This is a genomic window from Methylomonas sp. ZR1 (assembly GCF_013141865.1).
In the GTDB taxonomy this organism is placed as follows: domain Bacteria; phylum Pseudomonadota; class Gammaproteobacteria; order Methylococcales; family Methylomonadaceae; genus Methylomonas.
In genome coordinates this window covers 4872199-4888599 of record NZ_RCST01000001.1, presented here as the reverse complement: position 1 = coordinate 4888599, position 16401 = coordinate 4872199, and the positions used below count along the sequence as shown (strand labels likewise).

15 protein-coding genes are annotated in these 16401 nt (G+C 51.7%); 10 read left to right on the top strand and 5 right to left on the bottom strand.

Annotated elements, in window-relative coordinates; genetic code table 11:
- Nucleotides 1–34 precede the first annotated feature (34 nt).
- The 3 genes from DDY07_RS22310 (at nucleotide 35) to DDY07_RS22300 (ending at nucleotide 6136) form a co-directional block, all read left to right on the top strand.
- The gene (locus DDY07_RS22310; RefSeq protein ID WP_171697501.1) at nucleotides 35–3682 is read left to right on the top strand and encodes a pyridine nucleotide-disulfide oxidoreductase; all 3648 of its coding nucleotides are present in this window, start codon (nucleotides 35–37) and stop codon (nucleotides 3680–3682) included.
- A gap of 347 nt (nucleotides 3683–4029) precedes the next feature.
- Nucleotides 4030–5469 (top strand): sodium:proton antiporter NhaD, encoded by a 1440-nt coding sequence (gene nhaD / locus DDY07_RS22305; RefSeq protein WP_367650899.1) that lies wholly within the window; start codon nucleotides 4030–4032, stop codon nucleotides 5467–5469.
- A gap of 457 nt (nucleotides 5470–5926) precedes the next feature.
- Nucleotides 5927–6136 carry a cold-shock protein gene (locus DDY07_RS22300; RefSeq protein ID WP_020483452.1) on the top strand — a complete coding sequence of 70 codons (210 nt, stop codon included), beginning with the start codon at nucleotides 5927–5929 and terminating at the stop codon, nucleotides 6134–6136.
- 38 nt (nucleotides 6137–6174) lie between these two features.
- Here DDY07_RS22300 and rimO read toward each other — a convergent pair whose 3' ends face one another.
- From rimO to DDY07_RS22280, 4 genes are read right to left on the bottom strand one after another with little or no spacing between them, the layout of a single operon-like run.
- Nucleotides 6175–7485: a 30S ribosomal protein S12 methylthiotransferase RimO gene (gene rimO / locus DDY07_RS22295; RefSeq protein WP_171697500.1), complete on the bottom strand. Its 1311-nt coding sequence runs from the start codon at nucleotides 7483–7485 to the stop codon at nucleotides 6175–6177.
- Between the two features lie 21 nt (nucleotides 7486–7506).
- Nucleotides 7507–7839, bottom strand: coding sequence for a TusE/DsrC/DsvC family sulfur relay protein (locus DDY07_RS22290; RefSeq protein WP_367650898.1), 333 nt, complete (start codon nucleotides 7837–7839; stop codon nucleotides 7507–7509).
- Nucleotides 7830–8123, bottom strand: a complete 294-nt coding sequence (locus DDY07_RS22285) for a DsrH/TusB family sulfur relay protein (protein ID WP_171697499.1) — start codon at nucleotides 8121–8123, stop codon at nucleotides 7830–7832. The genes DDY07_RS22290 and DDY07_RS22285 overlap by 10 nt, the downstream gene beginning before the upstream one ends.
- Nucleotides 8123–8443, bottom strand: coding sequence for a multidrug efflux SMR transporter (locus DDY07_RS22280; RefSeq protein ID WP_020483456.1), 321 nt, complete (start codon nucleotides 8441–8443; stop codon nucleotides 8123–8125). The genes DDY07_RS22285 and DDY07_RS22280 overlap by 1 nt, the downstream gene beginning before the upstream one ends.
- Before the next feature lie 79 nt (nucleotides 8444–8522).
- On the opposite strand from DDY07_RS22280, the gene DDY07_RS22275 reads away from it, so the two are divergent.
- From DDY07_RS22275 to DDY07_RS22250, 6 genes are all read left to right on the top strand, one after another.
- Nucleotides 8523–9272 (top strand): flagellar brake protein, encoded by a 750-nt coding sequence (locus DDY07_RS22275; protein WP_171697498.1) that lies wholly within the window; start codon nucleotides 8523–8525, stop codon nucleotides 9270–9272.
- A gap of 157 nt (nucleotides 9273–9429) precedes the next feature.
- Nucleotides 9430–12873, top strand: coding sequence for a transcription-repair coupling factor (gene mfd, locus DDY07_RS22270; protein ID WP_171697497.1), 3444 nt, complete (start codon nucleotides 9430–9432; stop codon nucleotides 12871–12873).
- A 20-nt stretch (nucleotides 12874–12893) separates the two neighbouring features.
- Nucleotides 12894–13082, top strand: coding sequence for a hypothetical protein (locus DDY07_RS22265; RefSeq protein WP_171697496.1), 189 nt, complete (start codon nucleotides 12894–12896; stop codon nucleotides 13080–13082).
- Nucleotides 13076–13375, top strand: a complete 300-nt coding sequence (locus tag DDY07_RS22260; protein ID WP_171697495.1) for a type II toxin-antitoxin system RelE/ParE family toxin — start codon at nucleotides 13076–13078, stop codon at nucleotides 13373–13375. Before DDY07_RS22265 ends, DDY07_RS22260 begins: the two co-directional genes overlap by 7 nt.
- Nucleotides 13376–13731: 356 nt before the next feature.
- Nucleotides 13732–14337, top strand: coding sequence for a polymorphic toxin type 4 domain-containing protein (locus DDY07_RS22255; protein ID WP_171697494.1), 606 nt, complete (start codon nucleotides 13732–13734; stop codon nucleotides 14335–14337).
- 122 nt (nucleotides 14338–14459) lie between these two features.
- On the top strand, nucleotides 14460–15071 hold the full coding sequence (locus DDY07_RS22250) for a hypothetical protein (protein WP_171697493.1): 612 nt from the start codon (nucleotides 14460–14462) through the stop codon (nucleotides 15069–15071).
- 75 nt (nucleotides 15072–15146) lie between these two features.
- On the opposite strand, the gene DDY07_RS22245 is transcribed toward DDY07_RS22250, so the two are convergent.
- On the bottom strand, nucleotides 15147–16103 hold the full coding sequence (locus DDY07_RS22245; protein ID WP_171697492.1) for a cupin: 957 nt from the start codon (nucleotides 16101–16103) through the stop codon (nucleotides 15147–15149).
- A gap of 148 nt (nucleotides 16104–16251) precedes the next feature.
- Between DDY07_RS22245 and DDY07_RS24350 the strand changes: the two genes are divergently transcribed.
- Nucleotides 16252–16377: a hypothetical protein gene (locus DDY07_RS24350; RefSeq protein ID WP_301539357.1), complete on the top strand. Its 126-nt coding sequence runs from the start codon at nucleotides 16252–16254 to the stop codon at nucleotides 16375–16377.
- The last annotated feature ends 24 nt before the right edge of the window (nucleotides 16378–16401 follow it).

Genomic DNA, 16401 nt, shown 5'->3' with positions numbered 1-16401 from the left:
TATCACTTCAAGCGAACGCTCACGGAATAACTTGATGACACAAAAGCTTAATACTCGCGACCTTACCCAACTCACCCTCGGCATCCCCGGCTTTGCCTATAAAGACTTGTACGATGCCAAACGCCTGTCTGATTTGTTGACGGTATTCGATCAGTCGGTACAGCAACACGATGCCGCCTTGTTTGCGGAAATTACTGCTTACCGCGCCTGCGGCGGCGAAGGCATGAAGCCCGAGGAAGTTTCCGAATTATTGGTAAGAATGGCACCGCTAGTCGGTACCTTCGTCGCGCGTTTATTCAATGTCAGCGATGTGCGCGACCAACAAATCGGCCATATTCGTGGCGAATTCGACGCAATATTTGTTTATCGCACAGAAATCGTTGGCAATTTGAGCAAGTTGTTCAAAGGGCAAACCATTGAAGGCTGGGATATTGCCGCATTGCGGGCGCAACTAGATGGTTTGTTGACTGCCGCCGACAAACAGGATTTATTCCGGGCCGATCCGGAATTGGCGATTAGCCAACTAGGCGCCGATTTATGGCGCTTGTCGCAACAGGCCGAAATCGCCGATGCCGAGCTTGCCGCGTTCAAAGACCAATTGACCGGCTACGACAGTGCTGCTGCCCTGGTAGCCGGCCTGCTGGACATCGTCCGTCGCTGGAGCTTTGCCGCCCAACACGACCCGGAATTACAAGCCTATGTCGCCAAATGGGTCAGTTTCAAGGTGCCGGAAAAAACCAATCTGGACAATCTGGTTGACCACGAAACAGTGGCGCAAAACGGCTATGACGTCTGGGCTTGCGACGATCACCATCATCGCCGCCGCGACGGCTTTGCCTTGACCGACAAACGCTTCAAACAGCGCCAAGTGCTGTATGAAGTCGATCATTGCATTTACTGCCACGACCGGGATAACGACTCCTGTTCGAAAGGCATCAAGAACAAAAAAGACGGTACGTTCAAAACCAATCATTTGAGCGCACTGATGACCGGCTGCCCGCTGGAAGAAAAAATCTCCGAGATGCACGTGGTCAAACGCCAAGGCGACAATATCGGCGCGCTGGCGATGATCATAATCGACAATCCGATGTGCCCCGGCACCGGCCACCGGATATGCAACGATTGCATGCGCGGTTGTATTTATCAAAAAACCGAGTCGGTGAATATTCCACAAATCGAAACCAATGTGCTGACCGACGTATTGTTCATGCCTTGGGGCTTTGAAATTTACAGCCTGTTGACCCGCTGGAACCCCCTGAACATCAAACGCTCCACCGCCCTACCGTATAACGGCAAAAACGTGCTGGTGGCCGGCATGGGTCCGGCCGGTTATACCTTGTCGCACTATTTGCTGAATGAAGGTTTTGGCGTAGTGGGTATCGATGCCTTGAAAATCGAGCCGCTCCCCCTGCATCTAACCGGCGACCGCGATAACGTGCCGATGCCCATCATGGACTTCCAAGACCTTTACGAAGACCTGGATAAACGTGTGTTGCTGGGTTTTGGCGGCGTGGCCGAATACGGCATTACCGTGCGTTGGGACAAAAACTTTTTGAAAGTCATTTACCTGACTTTGCTACGCCGCAACGCTTTCAAATGCTACGGCGGCGTGCGTTTCGGCGGCACCATCACCATCGACGAAGCCTGGGAAATGGGTTTCGACCACATCGCCATCGCCAGCGGCGCCGGCAAGCCGACCGTGATCGATCTGAAAAACAACATGACCCGTGGTATCCGCAAGGCTTCAGACTTCTTGATGGGCCTGCAATTGACCGGCGCGGCTAAAGAATCCTCGCTGGCTAATCTACAAGTTCGGCTACCGGCCGGCGTCATCGGCGGCGGCTTGACAGCCATCGATACCACCACCGAATTACTGGCTTACTATCCTGGTCAAGTCAGCAAAATTCTGCATCGCTACGAAAAACTGGTGGCCAAATACGGGGAAGCGGCGGTGCGCAGCCGTTACGATGGTGAAGAACTGGAAATTCTGGAAGAGTTCCTGGCGCATGGCCGCGTCATCGAACAGGAGCGTGAACGTGCTGCTGCTGCCGGTGAAACACCTAATTTCCTGCCGCTCCTGAAACAATGGGGCGGCGTGACGCTGTTCTACCGTAAAGGCATCAAAGACTCGCCAGCATATCGGCAAAACCACGAAGAGATCCACGAAGCGCTCTCGGAAGGCATTTACCTAGCCGAAGGCATGAGCCCATTGGAAGCGATCGAAGATCAATACGGTCATTTGCAAGCCGTACGCTTTGAGAGGCTGACCGAGCAAGACGGCAAATGGCGCAAAGCAGATGAAGTGGAAGTGAAGCTGCGCGGCCTTTTCATCGCCGCCGGCACCGCGCCCAATACAATCTACCAGTCCGAGCATCCGCGCACGTTCGCGATGGAAGGCAAATTCTACAAACGTCACGAGCCCGACTGGTTGGACGGCAAAGCGCAATTGGCGCCGATGGCCGATGAGGCGCAAGTCAAAGTAGGCAAACCGGCACCGTTTACGTCTTATGCCAGCAACGGCCGGTACATCACTTTCTATGGCGACAACCATCCGGTTTATGCCGGCAACGTGGTAAAAGCCATGGCCAGCGCCAAAGATGGTTATCCGTATATCGTTCAACTGTTTGCCAACGAAATTGCTGGATTGGATGCCTCACAGCAAGCACAACGCGATGCGCAGTTACGCGACTTACAGGACAGACTGGATGCGACTTTCCTGGCGCATGTCGTCGAAGTGAATCGTCTGACACCCACCATCATCGAAGTGGTCATCAAAGCGCCCGCCGCTGCGAAACATTTTGAGCCCGGCCAGTTCTACCGGGTGCAAAACTACGAGTCACTGGCTCCCGTGGTCGAAGGCACCACGCTGGCCGCCGAAGGCTTGGCTTTGACCGGCGCCTGGGTTGATAAAGAGAAAGGTTTGGTGTCTTTGATTGCCCTGGAAATGGGCAGCTCCAGCCGCTTGTGCGCCACCTGGAAAGTCGGCGATCCGCTGGTATTGATGGGTGTAACAGGCGCCCCGACCGAAATTCCAACCGGTAAAACCGTTTTGCTGCTGGGCGGCGGTTTGGGTAACGCGGTATTGTTCTCAATCGGTAAAGCCATGCGCAATGCCGGCAACAAGGTGCTGTATTTCGCCGGTTACCGTAACAGTGAAGACTTGTTCAAAGTCCCGGAAATTGAAGAAGCGTCCGACGTGATTGTTTGGGCTGTAGACGACAGACCCGGCAACGAAGCGATTCCGGTCACTCGGCCACAGGATAAAACCTTTGTCGGCAATATCGTCGAAGCGATGGTGTCCTATGCCACCGGAAAATTAGGTGACACCAGCATTCGTCTGCAGGACGTGGATCACCTGATCGTTATCGGCTCGGATCGAATGATGGCAGCGGTAAAAGCCGCACGCTTTGCCGCTTTAAAACCGTACTTGAAGGAAGGCCACGAGGCGGTCGGCTCAATCAACTCGCCGATGCAATGCATGATGAAAGGCGTCTGCGCCCAATGCTTATGCAAACACGTGGATCCGGAAAGCGGCGAAGAGAGCTTTATGTATTCTTGTTACAACCAGGATCAGGCACTGGATTATGTGGATTTCCCCAATCTGGCAGCCCGTCTGCGGCAAAACACGGTACAGGAAAAACTGTCCTCACTCTGGCTGACGTATTTACTCGAAGCCCAATGATAACAAGATAGGCAGACTTTAAGCCTATCCCCGGTAGACTACAGACCCGATCCATATCGTCGCTCCCGCAAAAGCCGGAGACAAAAGGCTTTAACGAATTCCCGCCTGCGCGGGAGTGACGAATATATTGGATTTAATGGCAGGGTTAAGCATATAAAACCCAAGCATTCCTAGCGGAATATCCGGGCTTTAGCGATGCTAAACTACACTCGCTGTAAAGTTACAAACTTTGTACTATCGTGATAGCCAAACCCGTAGTTAAGCGGGCACGGCAAAAGCAGTCACGGTCGAGGAACTCACTCCCTACCGTGGCTGTCCAGCACCCAGTTATTGAAAGGAGTTCACCCGTGTTTTCGCGCATCCTTCTACTCATTTTACTCACCTGCTCACCACTAATAGCTTGGGCAGACGCAGAACAAGCAGCACAAGCCCTTAATCTGACTAAGCATTGGGTGGGTTATTTGGCTATCGGCATATTTGCCGTTGCCTATCTGCTGGCAATGACCGAAGAGGTCACCGAATTAAACAAATCCAAACCCATGGTATTAGCCGCGAGCTTGATCTGGGCCTTTATCGCCGGCATTTACGTGAATAATGGCATGAGCGAGCAGGCCGGACACGCATTCCGTGCTTGTCTGGAAGGCTATGCGGAACTGTTTTTGTTCATCATGGTGTCGATGGCTTATCTGAATGCGATGGAAGATCGCGGCGTTTTCGATAATCTGAGGGTTTGGTTGCTCAGTAAAGGTTTTAGCTACAGAAAGTTATTCTGGATTACCGGCATCATGTCGTTTTTCATGTCCTCGGTTTGCAACAACCTGACCACTGCACTGCTGATGGGCGCAGTGATCGCAGCCATGGGCAAAGACAATCGCAAGTTCGTTACGTTGGCTTGCATCAACGTCGTGGTAGCCACGAATGCCGGCGGTTCGTTCAGCCCATTCGGCGACATCACCACACTATTGGTTTGGCAAAGCGGGGTTGTACCGTTCAAAGATTTCTACTCGCTTTTCATCCCGGCCATAGTCAATTTCGCACTGCCCGCGATAATCATGCATTTCTGGATACCCAAACAGCAACCTGCCGCAGTCGGTAAAGCCCCAAAAATGAAACGCGGCGCAATGACCATGATCGTGCTGTTTTTACTGACGATTATTACTGCGGTCTGCTTCGAAAACATGTTGAAACTACCACCCGCGGCCGGCATGCTGGCCGGCCTGACTTATCTAAAATTCCTGGGCTTTTATTTGCAAAAAACCGCTGATAAAGACAACGGCAAAATTAGCGATTTCGCCCACGTGTATAAATTATTTAACGTTGCGGTTCCCGACGCCAGGCCAAGCCAAAAATTCGATGTATTTAAAAGCGTCGCCACACTGGAATGGGACACCCTGCTGTTTTTTTACGGCGTCATGATCAGCGTCGGCGGCCTGAGTTTCATTGGTTATCTGACCATGGCCTCGGATGTGTTATACGTCGGCATGGACCCCACCATCGCCAACATTGTGGTCGGCATCCTGTCGGCTTTCATTGATAACGGTACCATCATGTTTGCGGTACTCACCATGCATCCCGACATCTCGCAAGGCCAATGGCTGTTAGTCACATTAACCGCAGGCGTGGGCGGCAGCTTATTGGCAATCGGCTCGGCAGCAGGCGTAGGCTTGATGGGACAAATGAAAGGCGTTTACTCCTTTAGTGCACACTTGAAATGGATGCCGGTCATTTTGATCGGTTTCTTCGGTAGTATTGCTACTCATTTCCTGATTAACGGCAACTATTTTTGACGCGATAAGCTTTATTGGGCAGTCTTTTTCGTGGCCTGCCCAATAGGTCAATTGCAAAATTCAGTATTTTTTTGTTTTTTGCGGCAATCAATTTTGCATTTACAAGTGGCCAAAAGCGGATTTTAGCAAAGCTGACCATCTATAAAATCCGGATAAAAAACCACTTCATTTCAATATCTTAGCCCACCAATAGCCACCCGCAACCTGCGTTAGCCTGGCATTAGCACCCAACAAAGACGACTGACAACCTATCGTCACAATCATTTAACACGCAAAATCTAGCTAGTTTTTGTGGATACCCGCCGATTGCGATGTATAATGGAGGCGATTTAGCTCGGTATCGTTGTCGCTTTTCAAGTCTGCAATCGGATCAACAAACATTGTTTTCCACTACCTGCTTTATTCACCAACCCTAGTTACAAACCAGCGAATAGCACTTTATTAGCAAGAGAGATTTATGTCAGTTCAAGTAGAAGGCAAAGTAAAATGGTTCAATGACGAAAAAGGCTTCGGCTTCATTGAGCAAGAAGGCGGCAAAGATGTATTCGTACACTTCAGCGCCATCAACGGCAACGGCCGCAAAACCTTGAAAGAAGGCCAAAAAGTCACGATGGAAGTGACCAATGGTCAAAAAGGCCCACAAGCGGAAAACGTAACACCGCTGTAAATTGAACTGAAAAAGCCGCCTAACCAGCGGCTTTTTCGTTAGATCAGTTTACCCCACAAGTCATACTCGTCGGCTTCCTCGATTTCGACATCGACGAAATCGCCGACTTGTAAATGACTTGCGCCATCGATAAACACCTGACCGTCAATTTCGGGTGCATCGCTTTTGCTGCGCGCCACCGCACCCTCCTCGACCACCTCATCGACCAACACCGTTTCGATCCAGCCAACCCGACGCTGCAAGCGTTCTGCGCTGATAGCCGCTTGATGTTCCATAAAGCGCGCCAAGCGTTCCTGTTTAAGCGCTTCCGGCACCGCATCGGGCAAATCGTTAGCCACCGCCCCCTTCACCGGCGAATAAGCAAAACAGCCCACCCTATCCATTTGCGCTTCGCTTAAGAATTGCAGCAACTCGTCAAAGTCTTGCTCGGTTTCGCCGGGAAAACCGACGATAAACGTACTGCGGATGGTCAAATCAGGACAAATCTTCCGCCAGGCGCGGATGCGTTCCAGATTGTTTTCCGCAGCTGCCGGACGTTTCATCAGCTTTAATATCCGACTATTGGCATGCTGAAACGGAATATCCAGATAAGGCAGGATTTTACCTTCTGCCATCAACGGCACCACCTCATCGACATGCGGGTACGGGTAGACATAATGCATCCGCGCCCAGATACCCAACTCACCCAAGGCTTCGGCCAAATCGTAAAACCGGGTTTGCATTTCCCGGCCGCGCCAGCGCCGACTTTGATATTTCAAATCCAAACCATAAGCACTGGTATCTTGCGAAACGATTAGCAGCTCCTTAACGCCGGCATCGGCCAGCCGTTCGGCTTCCCGCATCACATCGTCAATGGGACGGCTCACCAAATCGCCGCGCATCGACGGAATGATGCAAAACGTGCAGCGATGATTGCAGCCTTCGGAGATTTTTAGATAAGCGTAATGTTTAGGCGTCAGCTTGATGCCTTGCGGCGGCACTAAGTCGGTAAACGGATTATGCGCAGGCGGCAGATGCTCGTGCACCGCAGACACCACTTCATCAGTGGCGTGCGCACCGGTGATTTTTAAAACCTGCGGATGCCGAGCCAAAATCTCGTCTTGGCGCGCACCGAGACAACCGGTGACAATGACCTTGCCGTTTTCCGCCAAAGCCTCGCCGATGCTGTCCAACGACTCCTCCACCGCCGCGTCGATAAAGCCGCAGGTATTGACGATCACCAGATCGGAATCTTTGTAATTCGGCGACACCTGATAGCCCTCGCTACGCAGCTTGGTCAAAATTTGCTCGCTATCGACCAGGGCTTTTGGGCAACCTAAACTGATAAATCCAACACGGGGGTTACTCATGAAACTCTCTTGAAAACATTTTTATAAACAGGTGGGCGGCTTGGGCAAGCCGGCGATTTTACAGGCGTATTTCAGCGGCCCTTGCGGAAAGAGTTTTTGCAGATAGCGGCTATTGCCCTTGTCTTCGCCAAATTGTTTGCGGATAGCCGCTACAAACATCCGTGCATTGGGCAAGTGCTGGAATTTTTGATAGTAATCGCGAATGTACAGCAGGATTTCCCAATGCGAATCGCTAATCTCGATACCTTCTAGCCGCGCCAACTCGTCGGCCACCGCTCGATTCCATTGCCCGGCATCGCGCAAAAAGCCATCGTCGCTGGTTGGCAACGCAACACCGCCGACCATCAATTCCACGAATGCATTACCGGATTCCGCACAGTCAGCTCGACCAAGCCCGCATAATCAACCACTTCCAAGCCTGACAACAAAAATTGCGGCTGGACGCCGTGAACCGATAACATCTCTTGCAAGGCATAAACCCGACACGACCGACTCAACAATTGCCGCAACAACGCATTACCGCCATGCCCGATCCGTGCGGCACACACCGCACCATCCATCAAGACAACATCGTCACCGCTGCCAATGCGCTCGATAAGCGCCGCTTGCAACGGCAATTGCGATAACAAATGCAGCATTATTCCACATGCGTCAGCTTCAAACCGACGATGCCGACGATGATTAACAGGATGGACGCTAAGCGGAACCAGTCTGCCGATTCCTTAAACAGAAAAATCCCGATTATCGCGACACCCACCGCCCCCATACCGGTCCACACCGCATAAGCCGTACCCAGCGGTAAAGTTCTGATCGCCAGCATTAACAGGTAAAAACTGCCCGCCCCCGACACGCCAGTCACTACGCTTGGCCACAACTTAGTAAACCCGTCATTGTATTTAAGACTTATCGCAAACACGATTTCCGAGCAACCCGCGGCGAACAATAGCAACCAACCCATCAAAACTCCTTTCCTATGCACTATAATCTGCGGTATTTTACAGCAGTGATCTCACCTATCCGCAATATTTAGTAATTTAATGGAAAAAGAATCCGACTACCTTGTTAGAAGCGCGAGGCTGATTTTTGGCCACTTGAGCGATCTAGTCAAAAAGAAATGCATTATCTCTGCGCATTTTGGCGAACATAACCAATCATTTTTGACCACCATTATCGATCTCGATCAAAAAGCCAATCTGATTACACTGGATGTTGCGCCGACAGAATTACTGAATAAGCAGCTGCTAGGCTCAGCCAAAGTGCTGTTCCGCACCGAATACGAAGGCATTAAAGTTTCATTCCGCGGCAAAGCAATCAAAAAGTCGCAAAGCGACGGTCACCCGGTGTTTGCGATGCCTATCCCGGACGCCATTTTTTGGATGCAACGCCGCCAGTATTATCGCGTTAAAGTGCCTCTTTCTCATAAAAACAGCACCTGCGAACTCAACCTTGCCACAAAAAATGAAGCGGGCGAAGTCGATACGCAAGCAAAAGTGTTCAGCGTGGCAGACATCAGTATTTCCGGATTTTCGTTTTTAAATCCCGACACAAAAATTGCCGACCTTTTAACGCCGGATACCGTCATAGACGAATGCGCCTTGTATTTGCACGATGGCAGTAGGGCCCACGTGGGTTTTGTCATTAAAAGCGTGAACAATGTTCGAGCCAGCGCTACAACCTATCAACATCGCATAGGCTGCAAATTCACCCACATCCCGCAGGTGTTCGAAAACAACCTCCAACGCTACATGCAGGAAATCGAATTACAGCAAAAAAATTTAAGCATTTAAATCCCAAACAGCTGAGCATAGGTTTTAGGCCGCATAGTCGCAGCATATACTCACCAAGGCAGTTTTCCATTGCCGGCCATTGACAAAGTGCGGACGCTTAGTCCAAGTGTGACCTTACTGGTTATAATTGCGCGCTTCAAAAATCTGACTTAACGCCATGTCCTTACCAACAATCCCCGCAACTGCATTGCCGCAACAAGGCACCACAATATACTGGAGTGGTCTGAGCGGCTGCGGCGACTCGCTGACGCTGGCGCAAACGATTGCTCAGGAAAAGCGCCTGCTAGTCATAGTCACCCCAGACACGCAAACTGCGTTGCGCCTGGAGCACGAGCTGGCGTTCTTTTTGGACAATAGCCTGCCGATTCTGCATTTTCCGGATTGGGAAACCCTGCCTTACGACGTATTCTCGCCATTACCGGAGATTATCTCCGAACGCTTACGCACTCTGGCCTTGCTACCAGACACCAAGCGCGGCGCGCTGATTTTGTCGGTGGCGACGCTGATGCATCGTCTAGCCCCTCGCGAGCATATTTTGGCACATAGCTTTGCCATCGAAGTCGGCGGCACTTTGAGCCTGGAAGTCACTCGCGCCAAACTGGAAGCGGTCGGCTACCAATGCGTGTCGCAAGTCTATCAACACGGTGAATTTGCGGTGCGCGGCTCGATTTTGGATTTGTTTCCGATGGGTTCCAAGCAACCGTACCGTATCGAATTGTTTGACGACGATGTGGAATCGATCCGCAGCTTCGATCCCGACACACAAATGTCGCAAGACAAAATGCAGAAAATAGAGCTATTCCCGGCCCGCGAGTTTCCGTTTACCGACGAAGCCATCAAACGCTTCCGCCAAGCCTTCCGCGAACACTTCCCGGACGCATCGCCCAAGAACAATCTCTATCTCGACGTTTCCAAACAAATCACCCCCGCCGGCATCGAATATTACTTGCCGCTATTCGTCGAACGCACCGAATCGTTGTTCGCCTATTTGCCCAAGACTGCGCTGTTTGTGCTGCCGACCAATTTCGCCGAAAACGCCCAGCGCTTTTACAGCGAAGCCGACGAACGCTATCAACAACGCAAATACGATATAGACCGGCCGTTATTACCTCCGACTCGCCTGTTTCTGTCGGCCGAAGAAATCCAGCAACACACCGACAGTTTCAGCCGCGTGGTATTGGACAATCGAGCGGAACCCGCCCACTCATTCGGCTGTAAATTGCTGCCGGATGTCGCTATCGACAGCCGTTTGAAAGAACCCGCGCAACGCTTGCGCCAGTTCATCGAAGGCTTCGACGGCAAAATCCTGTTCGTCGCCGAAACCGCCGGCCACCGCGAAGGCCTAATCGACAAATTAAAAAGCGTCAAACTCGCCGCCAAACAAGTACAGAGCTGGCCGGAGTTTCTTCAGACTGATCATTCGCCTTGCATCGTCGTCGCGCCGATGGATCATGGCCTGTGGCTCGAAGATGCAAAACTGGCAGTCATCACCGAAAGCCAACTCAGCGGCGAGAAAGTCCAGCAACGCCGGCGCCGCGCCAAATCCGCCGCCCGGGCGCTGGAAAACATCTTCAACAACCTCGACGAATTGACTATCGGCTCGCCGGTGGTGCATCAGGAACACGGCGTCGGCCGTTATCTGGGCTTGCAGATTCTCAACGTCGGCGGCATCGACGCCGAATTTTTGATGTTGGAATACGCCAACAACGACAAGATATACGTGCCGGTGGCCTCTTTGCACATGATCGGCCGTTACAGCGGGGTCAGCGCCGAAAATGCACCACTGCACCGCCTAGGCACCGACCAATGGAGCAAGGCCAAGAAAAAAGCCATGGAGCGCGCCCGCGACGTGGCCGCCGAGTTGCTGGACATTCACGCCAAACGCGCCGCCCGCGAAGGCTTTGCCTTTAACATCGACAACAGCGATTACAACACCTTCGCCGCCGCCTTCCCGTTCGAGGAAACCCCGGATCAGCTCAGCGCCATCGAAGCCATCTTGCAAGACATGGCCGCCACCCAGCCGATGGATCGCGTGGTTTGCGGCGACGTCGGTTTCGGCAAAACCGAAGTAGCGATGCGCGCGGCCTTTGTGGCGGTGCAAAGCGGCAAACAGGTGGCGGTGCTGGTGCCCACCACCCTGCTCGCCCAGCAGCATTATCAAAATTTTCGCGACCGCTTCGCCGACTGGCCGGTGCGCATCGAAGTCACCTCGCGCTTCGTCACCCCCAAACAGCAAAAAGCCATCGCCGACGACTTGGCCGACGGCAAGGTGGACATCGTCATCGGCACCCACAAATTGCTATCCAAGGAAATGAAATACAAGGCCTTGGGCCTGGTGATCATCGACGAAGAACACCGCTTTGGCGTGACGCAAAAAGAGCATTTCAAAAAGCTGCGCCACGAACTGGACTTGCTGACGCTAACCGCGACGCCGATTCCGCGCACCTTGAACATGGCCATGGCCGGTCTGCGCGATATTTCCATCATCGCTACCCCGCCGCCAAACCGCCATGCCATCAAGACCTTCGTCACCGAATGGATAGACTCGCAAGTGCAGGAAGCCTGCCAACGGGAAATCAAACGCGGCGGCCAGGTGTTTTTCCTGCACAACGACGTGAAAAGCATGGAGAAAATGATGCGCGAGCTGAGCGAACTGGTGCCGGAGGCGCGGATTCAGATCGCCCACGGCCAGATGGCCGAACGCGAGCTGGAGCAGATCATGCTGGATTTTTATCACCAGCGTTTTAATCTGCTGATTGCCAGCACCATCATCGAAAGCGGCATCGACATCCCCAGCGCCAACACCATCGTCATCAACCGCGCCGACAAGTTGGGTCTGGCTCAATTGCATCAATTACGTGGGCGGGTCGGTCGGTCGCATCACCGCGCCTATGCTTACTGCATCGTGCCGCCTAAATCCTTAATGACCAAGGACGCGATCAAACGCCTGGAAGCCTTCGAGACCTCCGGCGAACTGGGCGCCGGCTTCATGCTGTCCTCGCACGACATGGAAATCCGCGGTGCCGGTGAATTATTGGGTGACGAACAAAGCGGCCAGATCCAGGAAATCGGCTTTACCTTGTACACCGAGTTGCTGGAACGGGCGGTCAAAGCCTTGAAATCCGGTAAACAGCCGGAATTGGACGCGCCGCTGGATACCGGCCCGGAAGTGGATTTGCAAGTCGCCGCACTGATTCCGGAAGACTATTTGCCGGACATTCACGCCCGCCTGGTTTTGTACAAACGCATCGCCAGCGCCGAAACCGAAGACGACTTGCGCAAGTTAAAAATCGAAATGATCGACCGCTTTGGTTTGTTGCCGGACCAAGTCAAAGCCTTGTTCGCAATCACCGAACTGAAACAACAAGCCGCGCATCTGGGCATCCGTAAAATCGAAGCCCACGCCACCGGCGGCCGCATCGTATTTACCGCCACCCCGCAAATCGATACCGGCGAGTTGATTTTGATGATTCAAAGCCAGTCGCAAGTCTATAAATTCGACGGCGCGGACAAATTACGCTTTACCCAAGCCTTTAAGGATATGGAGGATAAGGTGGTGTTTTTGGAGAAGTTGTTGGTACGATTGGTACCTAAATCTTGAGTTTAATTTTTGGAGGGAATATGCCGCACTGCCAAACCGCCAAGCAAGAAGCCATCGCCGCCATCAATCTATTGCCCGACACGGTAGATTTTGAAGAAATCGTGTATCGGCTCTACGTTTTGAACAAGATATATCAGGGACTAGAAGATGTAGAGCAAGGCAAGGGCATTAGCAGCGAGACCTTGCTACGCGAAATCGAGCAATGGTAATTTGGACGCCTCGCGCCAGAACAGACCTCAAAGCCATTTATGATTACATCGCGCAGGATTCACCGCTGACCGCCAAACGCATCATCCAGGAATTGATACAAAAAACCGACAGCCTGCTGGCGTCTCCTTACCTCGGTAAAAAAGTGCCCGAGTTTGACCAACAGGAATTACGGGAAATCGGCGTGCATTCTTGGAGAATCATTTACCAAATTAGACTTAACCAAGTCTATGTTGTCACGGTGGTTCATAAACGCCGCGATTTCAAAAATTCGGACTTATTGATAGACCAATAAACACGCAAATCCAAGGGAGCGGCAATTTTTCGAACGCTAATGCAATGATTGAAGATTGAAACGTAATACGACGAATCTAGCACCTTCATTCCTCCGAATACGCTTCGCTATTCGGAGCTACGCGGGCTTAGCCTGTGGTTGCAAATTAGCATCCGGCAAAAGGTAGCTCCGATTAGCGATAGCGTAATCGGAGAGAATGTGAGCAACCTCATGCGTACGATTACGCTACCGCTTATCTACGCGGGCGAAATAGATACCATGCTAAAGTTAAACATACCGAGATCTGGGTGCAATGGCTTTGAAATTGCGAAACATAGTGAACTTTTAGCGGGCATAAATCCGCTAAGGACAAAAAGATGATTGAATTCACTCCAAATCTGCTGAATGCCGAACGTAAAACTGCAAGGACAGGTGGAATAATCAGTATTGCTAAATATTCTAGCAACGTCGAAAGCGAAGGCCATATCATTGAAATCGTGGGCTGGTTGAAACCCGCTCTTGCCAAACGGAAAAACTTTCAGGGTCGTACGGATTACTTCCAACGAGGTGAACTGGGCTTAAGCGAAGATTGGGAATTAGCGCACCTTTGGGCACCTAGATTCGGTGACGAAGCCGGCGCTGGGATTATGTGGGCTCCGATTGAAATGAATCAAACCTACCAAAATCATTTACTCGAATCCTGGTTAGATTGTTTGCGACAAGCGGCACCAGGTAAGGTGAAATTAAAGGCGATCGCTATCAGTTGGAAGGGCGCTTATTTAAATATGTATTACGGCTGGAATGACCAAGCGCTTCGCGGAGCTGATTTTCTGAAACAAGTCAGCTATCAAATCATCGATTGTCCGGTCGGAATGACTTGCCCAAAATCGCGCGTATCATTACTTGGACGTAAAATTACTTTGGAACTTGAGCCGCCACGGCCAGGTACTGTGCCGAAAGTTAGGCGTCCTAGCGTCACTTAACATGAACAGTTTTGTAGGTCACGTTGACGCGATAGCGGCTACGTGACAAATCGAAGCCAAATTGTCAGGGAACGCTAGCGCGCACCCTGACCTACCTGGCTAAGCGTCATAGGAGACGACAGATGCCTTCCTTAGCTTCAAATCACCCTTCCATAAGAAGCCTACTCCACGGCGTTGGCTTGCCGGAAGACTTCTTCTTCAATCTCTCCAGGGAATCCGACTGGTCACTCATAATAAAGCTCCACGCTCTATTCGAGGCTGTTCTAGCGTCGCTGATTTTGAAGCGGCTAGGCAAGCCAGAGCTCGAAGAGTTGATCGCAAATCTCGACTTCAACAATGTAAAATCTGGGAAGGTCGCGTTTGCTAGATCCCTCGGCCTAATCGACAAAAAGGAAGTGGCCTTTCTCCGAGGCCTATCGGAACTTAGAAACAGACTAGTTCATAACATAAGTAACGTTTCATTCGAGGTTGAGACGTATGTTTCAGCACATACAGCGAGCGAGAAGAAGAAGTTTAAGACAGAATTTGGTCAAGCTATCTGTGCACTGCCTAACGGTAACCAAGAATATGAGAGCATGCTCATGAGCACGCCGCGCAATATTGTTATCATGGCTGGGTACCTCTGCCTAATGGAACTACAGTACCAAATGACAATGAGCCAGCGAAACTTGATTGTAGAGGTACTTCTCCGCCGGCAAAGCGAGAAAGATGGTAACTGGCGTATGCCCCCTTAGTTACGCTATTCCAAGCCCTTAGGATGCGGTAAACAACGTACACCGCATAGTTCGCGAACCTTGCGGTTCGAAAACTCACCCCGAAACACGCCCATCCGGCAACACAAATTTAATATCCAAACTGCGTAAATAGGTCTGCAAGCCGGCGTCCTGTAGCGGAAGCAAATGTGCTTCTTGGCCGGACTCGTTGTAATGCGCATGCCAGTAGCCGGGCGGGGTGATGAAGGCTGAATAGGGTTGCCAATCGACGCGGGTGGGATTGGCGATCTGGCCGTTTGCCGAAATCTGCGGCCCAACCAGAGTGTAGCAACCCGGCGCGCAATCCAGAATCAAATCCAAGGCCACCGATTGGTGCCGATGCGGCAATTGCACCGCGCCCTTAGGCAACACACCCAGCATCGCCCACAGCGTGTGAGTCACGGTCAAGGTTTGGTCCATGGCTTTATTGGCCAGCAAGACGCTGATGCGGTTGCGATTCACCGCCTCCGCCGCTTTTTGCGCCGCAGCCAATTCACGCAGCGAATCGGCTGCGCTATACAGCGTCGGTTTAAAGCATTGTGTTTCGGCTTTGACGCCCAGGTAAGTCAACAGCGGCTGGTCGTGCACCAAATAAAGAGCCGCATCGCTGTCGGCAAAATGCCGGGTGTCTTGGCCTATCGGTAGCACCACAAAATCGCCAGTGTGCCAGGGGATGGTCAGGTCATCGAATTCGGTGTGGCCGCTGCCGTACATCACGTAAAACAACAACGAGGTGGCATTGAAATTAGTCGCCAGCGACTCGCCGGCCAGAATTCTGACAAAGTTTGCGCACAACGCCGGGCTGGTGGCCGGACCGGGACAACGTAATTGCTCGCTGACATCCAGCGGGATAATCCGGGTGCCGCCGGTTCGATGCAATTCGCTGCCGAAATTGGCGAACGGCAGTTTAGTGATAGTGCCGGAACCAAGCGGATCGGCGGCTTGGGTATATTCAAAATATCGGCAATTTTCCAGTAAGGGTTCAAGCAGATTTTGCGGTTGGACGATGTTCATGACGGCACCTTTCTAATGTATGCAATCCAGGTAAATAGCGTGATGGTTTAAATTGTACGCTCGCTGATGTGACAAAGTGGATTTGAAATGCACGGACTTTTTTCGATCCTTAGTTCGGACGAAATACTTGGCGAGAGGGTTCCACATTGTGTCGGCAACCGTTAGAATCGTTTTGTATATCCAAGGCAAACTCAAGATGGCTCTGGCAGAGAAATTAACATTAAGCATGAAAGATTATTTGCAAGGCGAGGCGTCCACGCAGATCAATCACTAAATCACACGCCTTGCCGCACTTACA

Excerpts from the sequence above, each read along its gene's own strand:
- DDY07_RS22285 (WP_171697499.1), bottom strand. The coding sequence starts at position 8,123 with ATGCTGCATTTGTTATCGCAATTGCCGTTGCAAGCGGCGCTTATCGAG.
- mfd (WP_171697497.1), top strand. The coding sequence starts at position 9,430 with ATGTCCTTACCAACAATCCCCGCAACTGCATTGCCGCAACAAGGCACC.
- DDY07_RS22300 (WP_020483452.1), top strand. The coding sequence starts at position 5,927 with ATGTCAGTTCAAGTAGAAGGCAAAGTAAAATGGTTCAATGACGAAAAA.
- DDY07_RS22250 (WP_171697493.1), top strand. The coding sequence starts at position 14,460 with ATGCCTTCCTTAGCTTCAAATCACCCTTCCATAAGAAGCCTACTCCAC.
- DDY07_RS22275 (WP_171697498.1), top strand. The coding sequence starts at position 8,523 with ATGGAAAAAGAATCCGACTACCTTGTTAGAAGCGCGAGGCTGATTTTT.
- DDY07_RS22255 (WP_171697494.1), top strand. The coding sequence starts at position 13,732 with ATGATTGAATTCACTCCAAATCTGCTGAATGCCGAACGTAAAACTGCA.
- rimO (WP_171697500.1), bottom strand. The coding sequence starts at position 7,485 with ATGAGTAACCCCCGTGTTGGATTTATCAGTTTAGGTTGCCCAAAAGCC.
- DDY07_RS22280 (WP_020483456.1), bottom strand. The coding sequence starts at position 8,443 with ATGGGTTGGTTGCTATTGTTCGCCGCGGGTTGCTCGGAAATCGTGTTT.
- DDY07_RS22310 (WP_171697501.1), top strand. The coding sequence starts at position 35 with ATGACACAAAAGCTTAATACTCGCGACCTTACCCAACTCACCCTCGGC.
- DDY07_RS22245 (WP_171697492.1), bottom strand. The coding sequence starts at position 16,103 with ATGAACATCGTCCAACCGCAAAATCTGCTTGAACCCTTACTGGAAAAT.
- DDY07_RS22265 (WP_171697496.1), top strand. The coding sequence starts at position 12,894 with ATGCCGCACTGCCAAACCGCCAAGCAAGAAGCCATCGCCGCCATCAAT.
- DDY07_RS22260 (WP_171697495.1), top strand. The coding sequence starts at position 13,076 with ATGGTAATTTGGACGCCTCGCGCCAGAACAGACCTCAAAGCCATTTAT.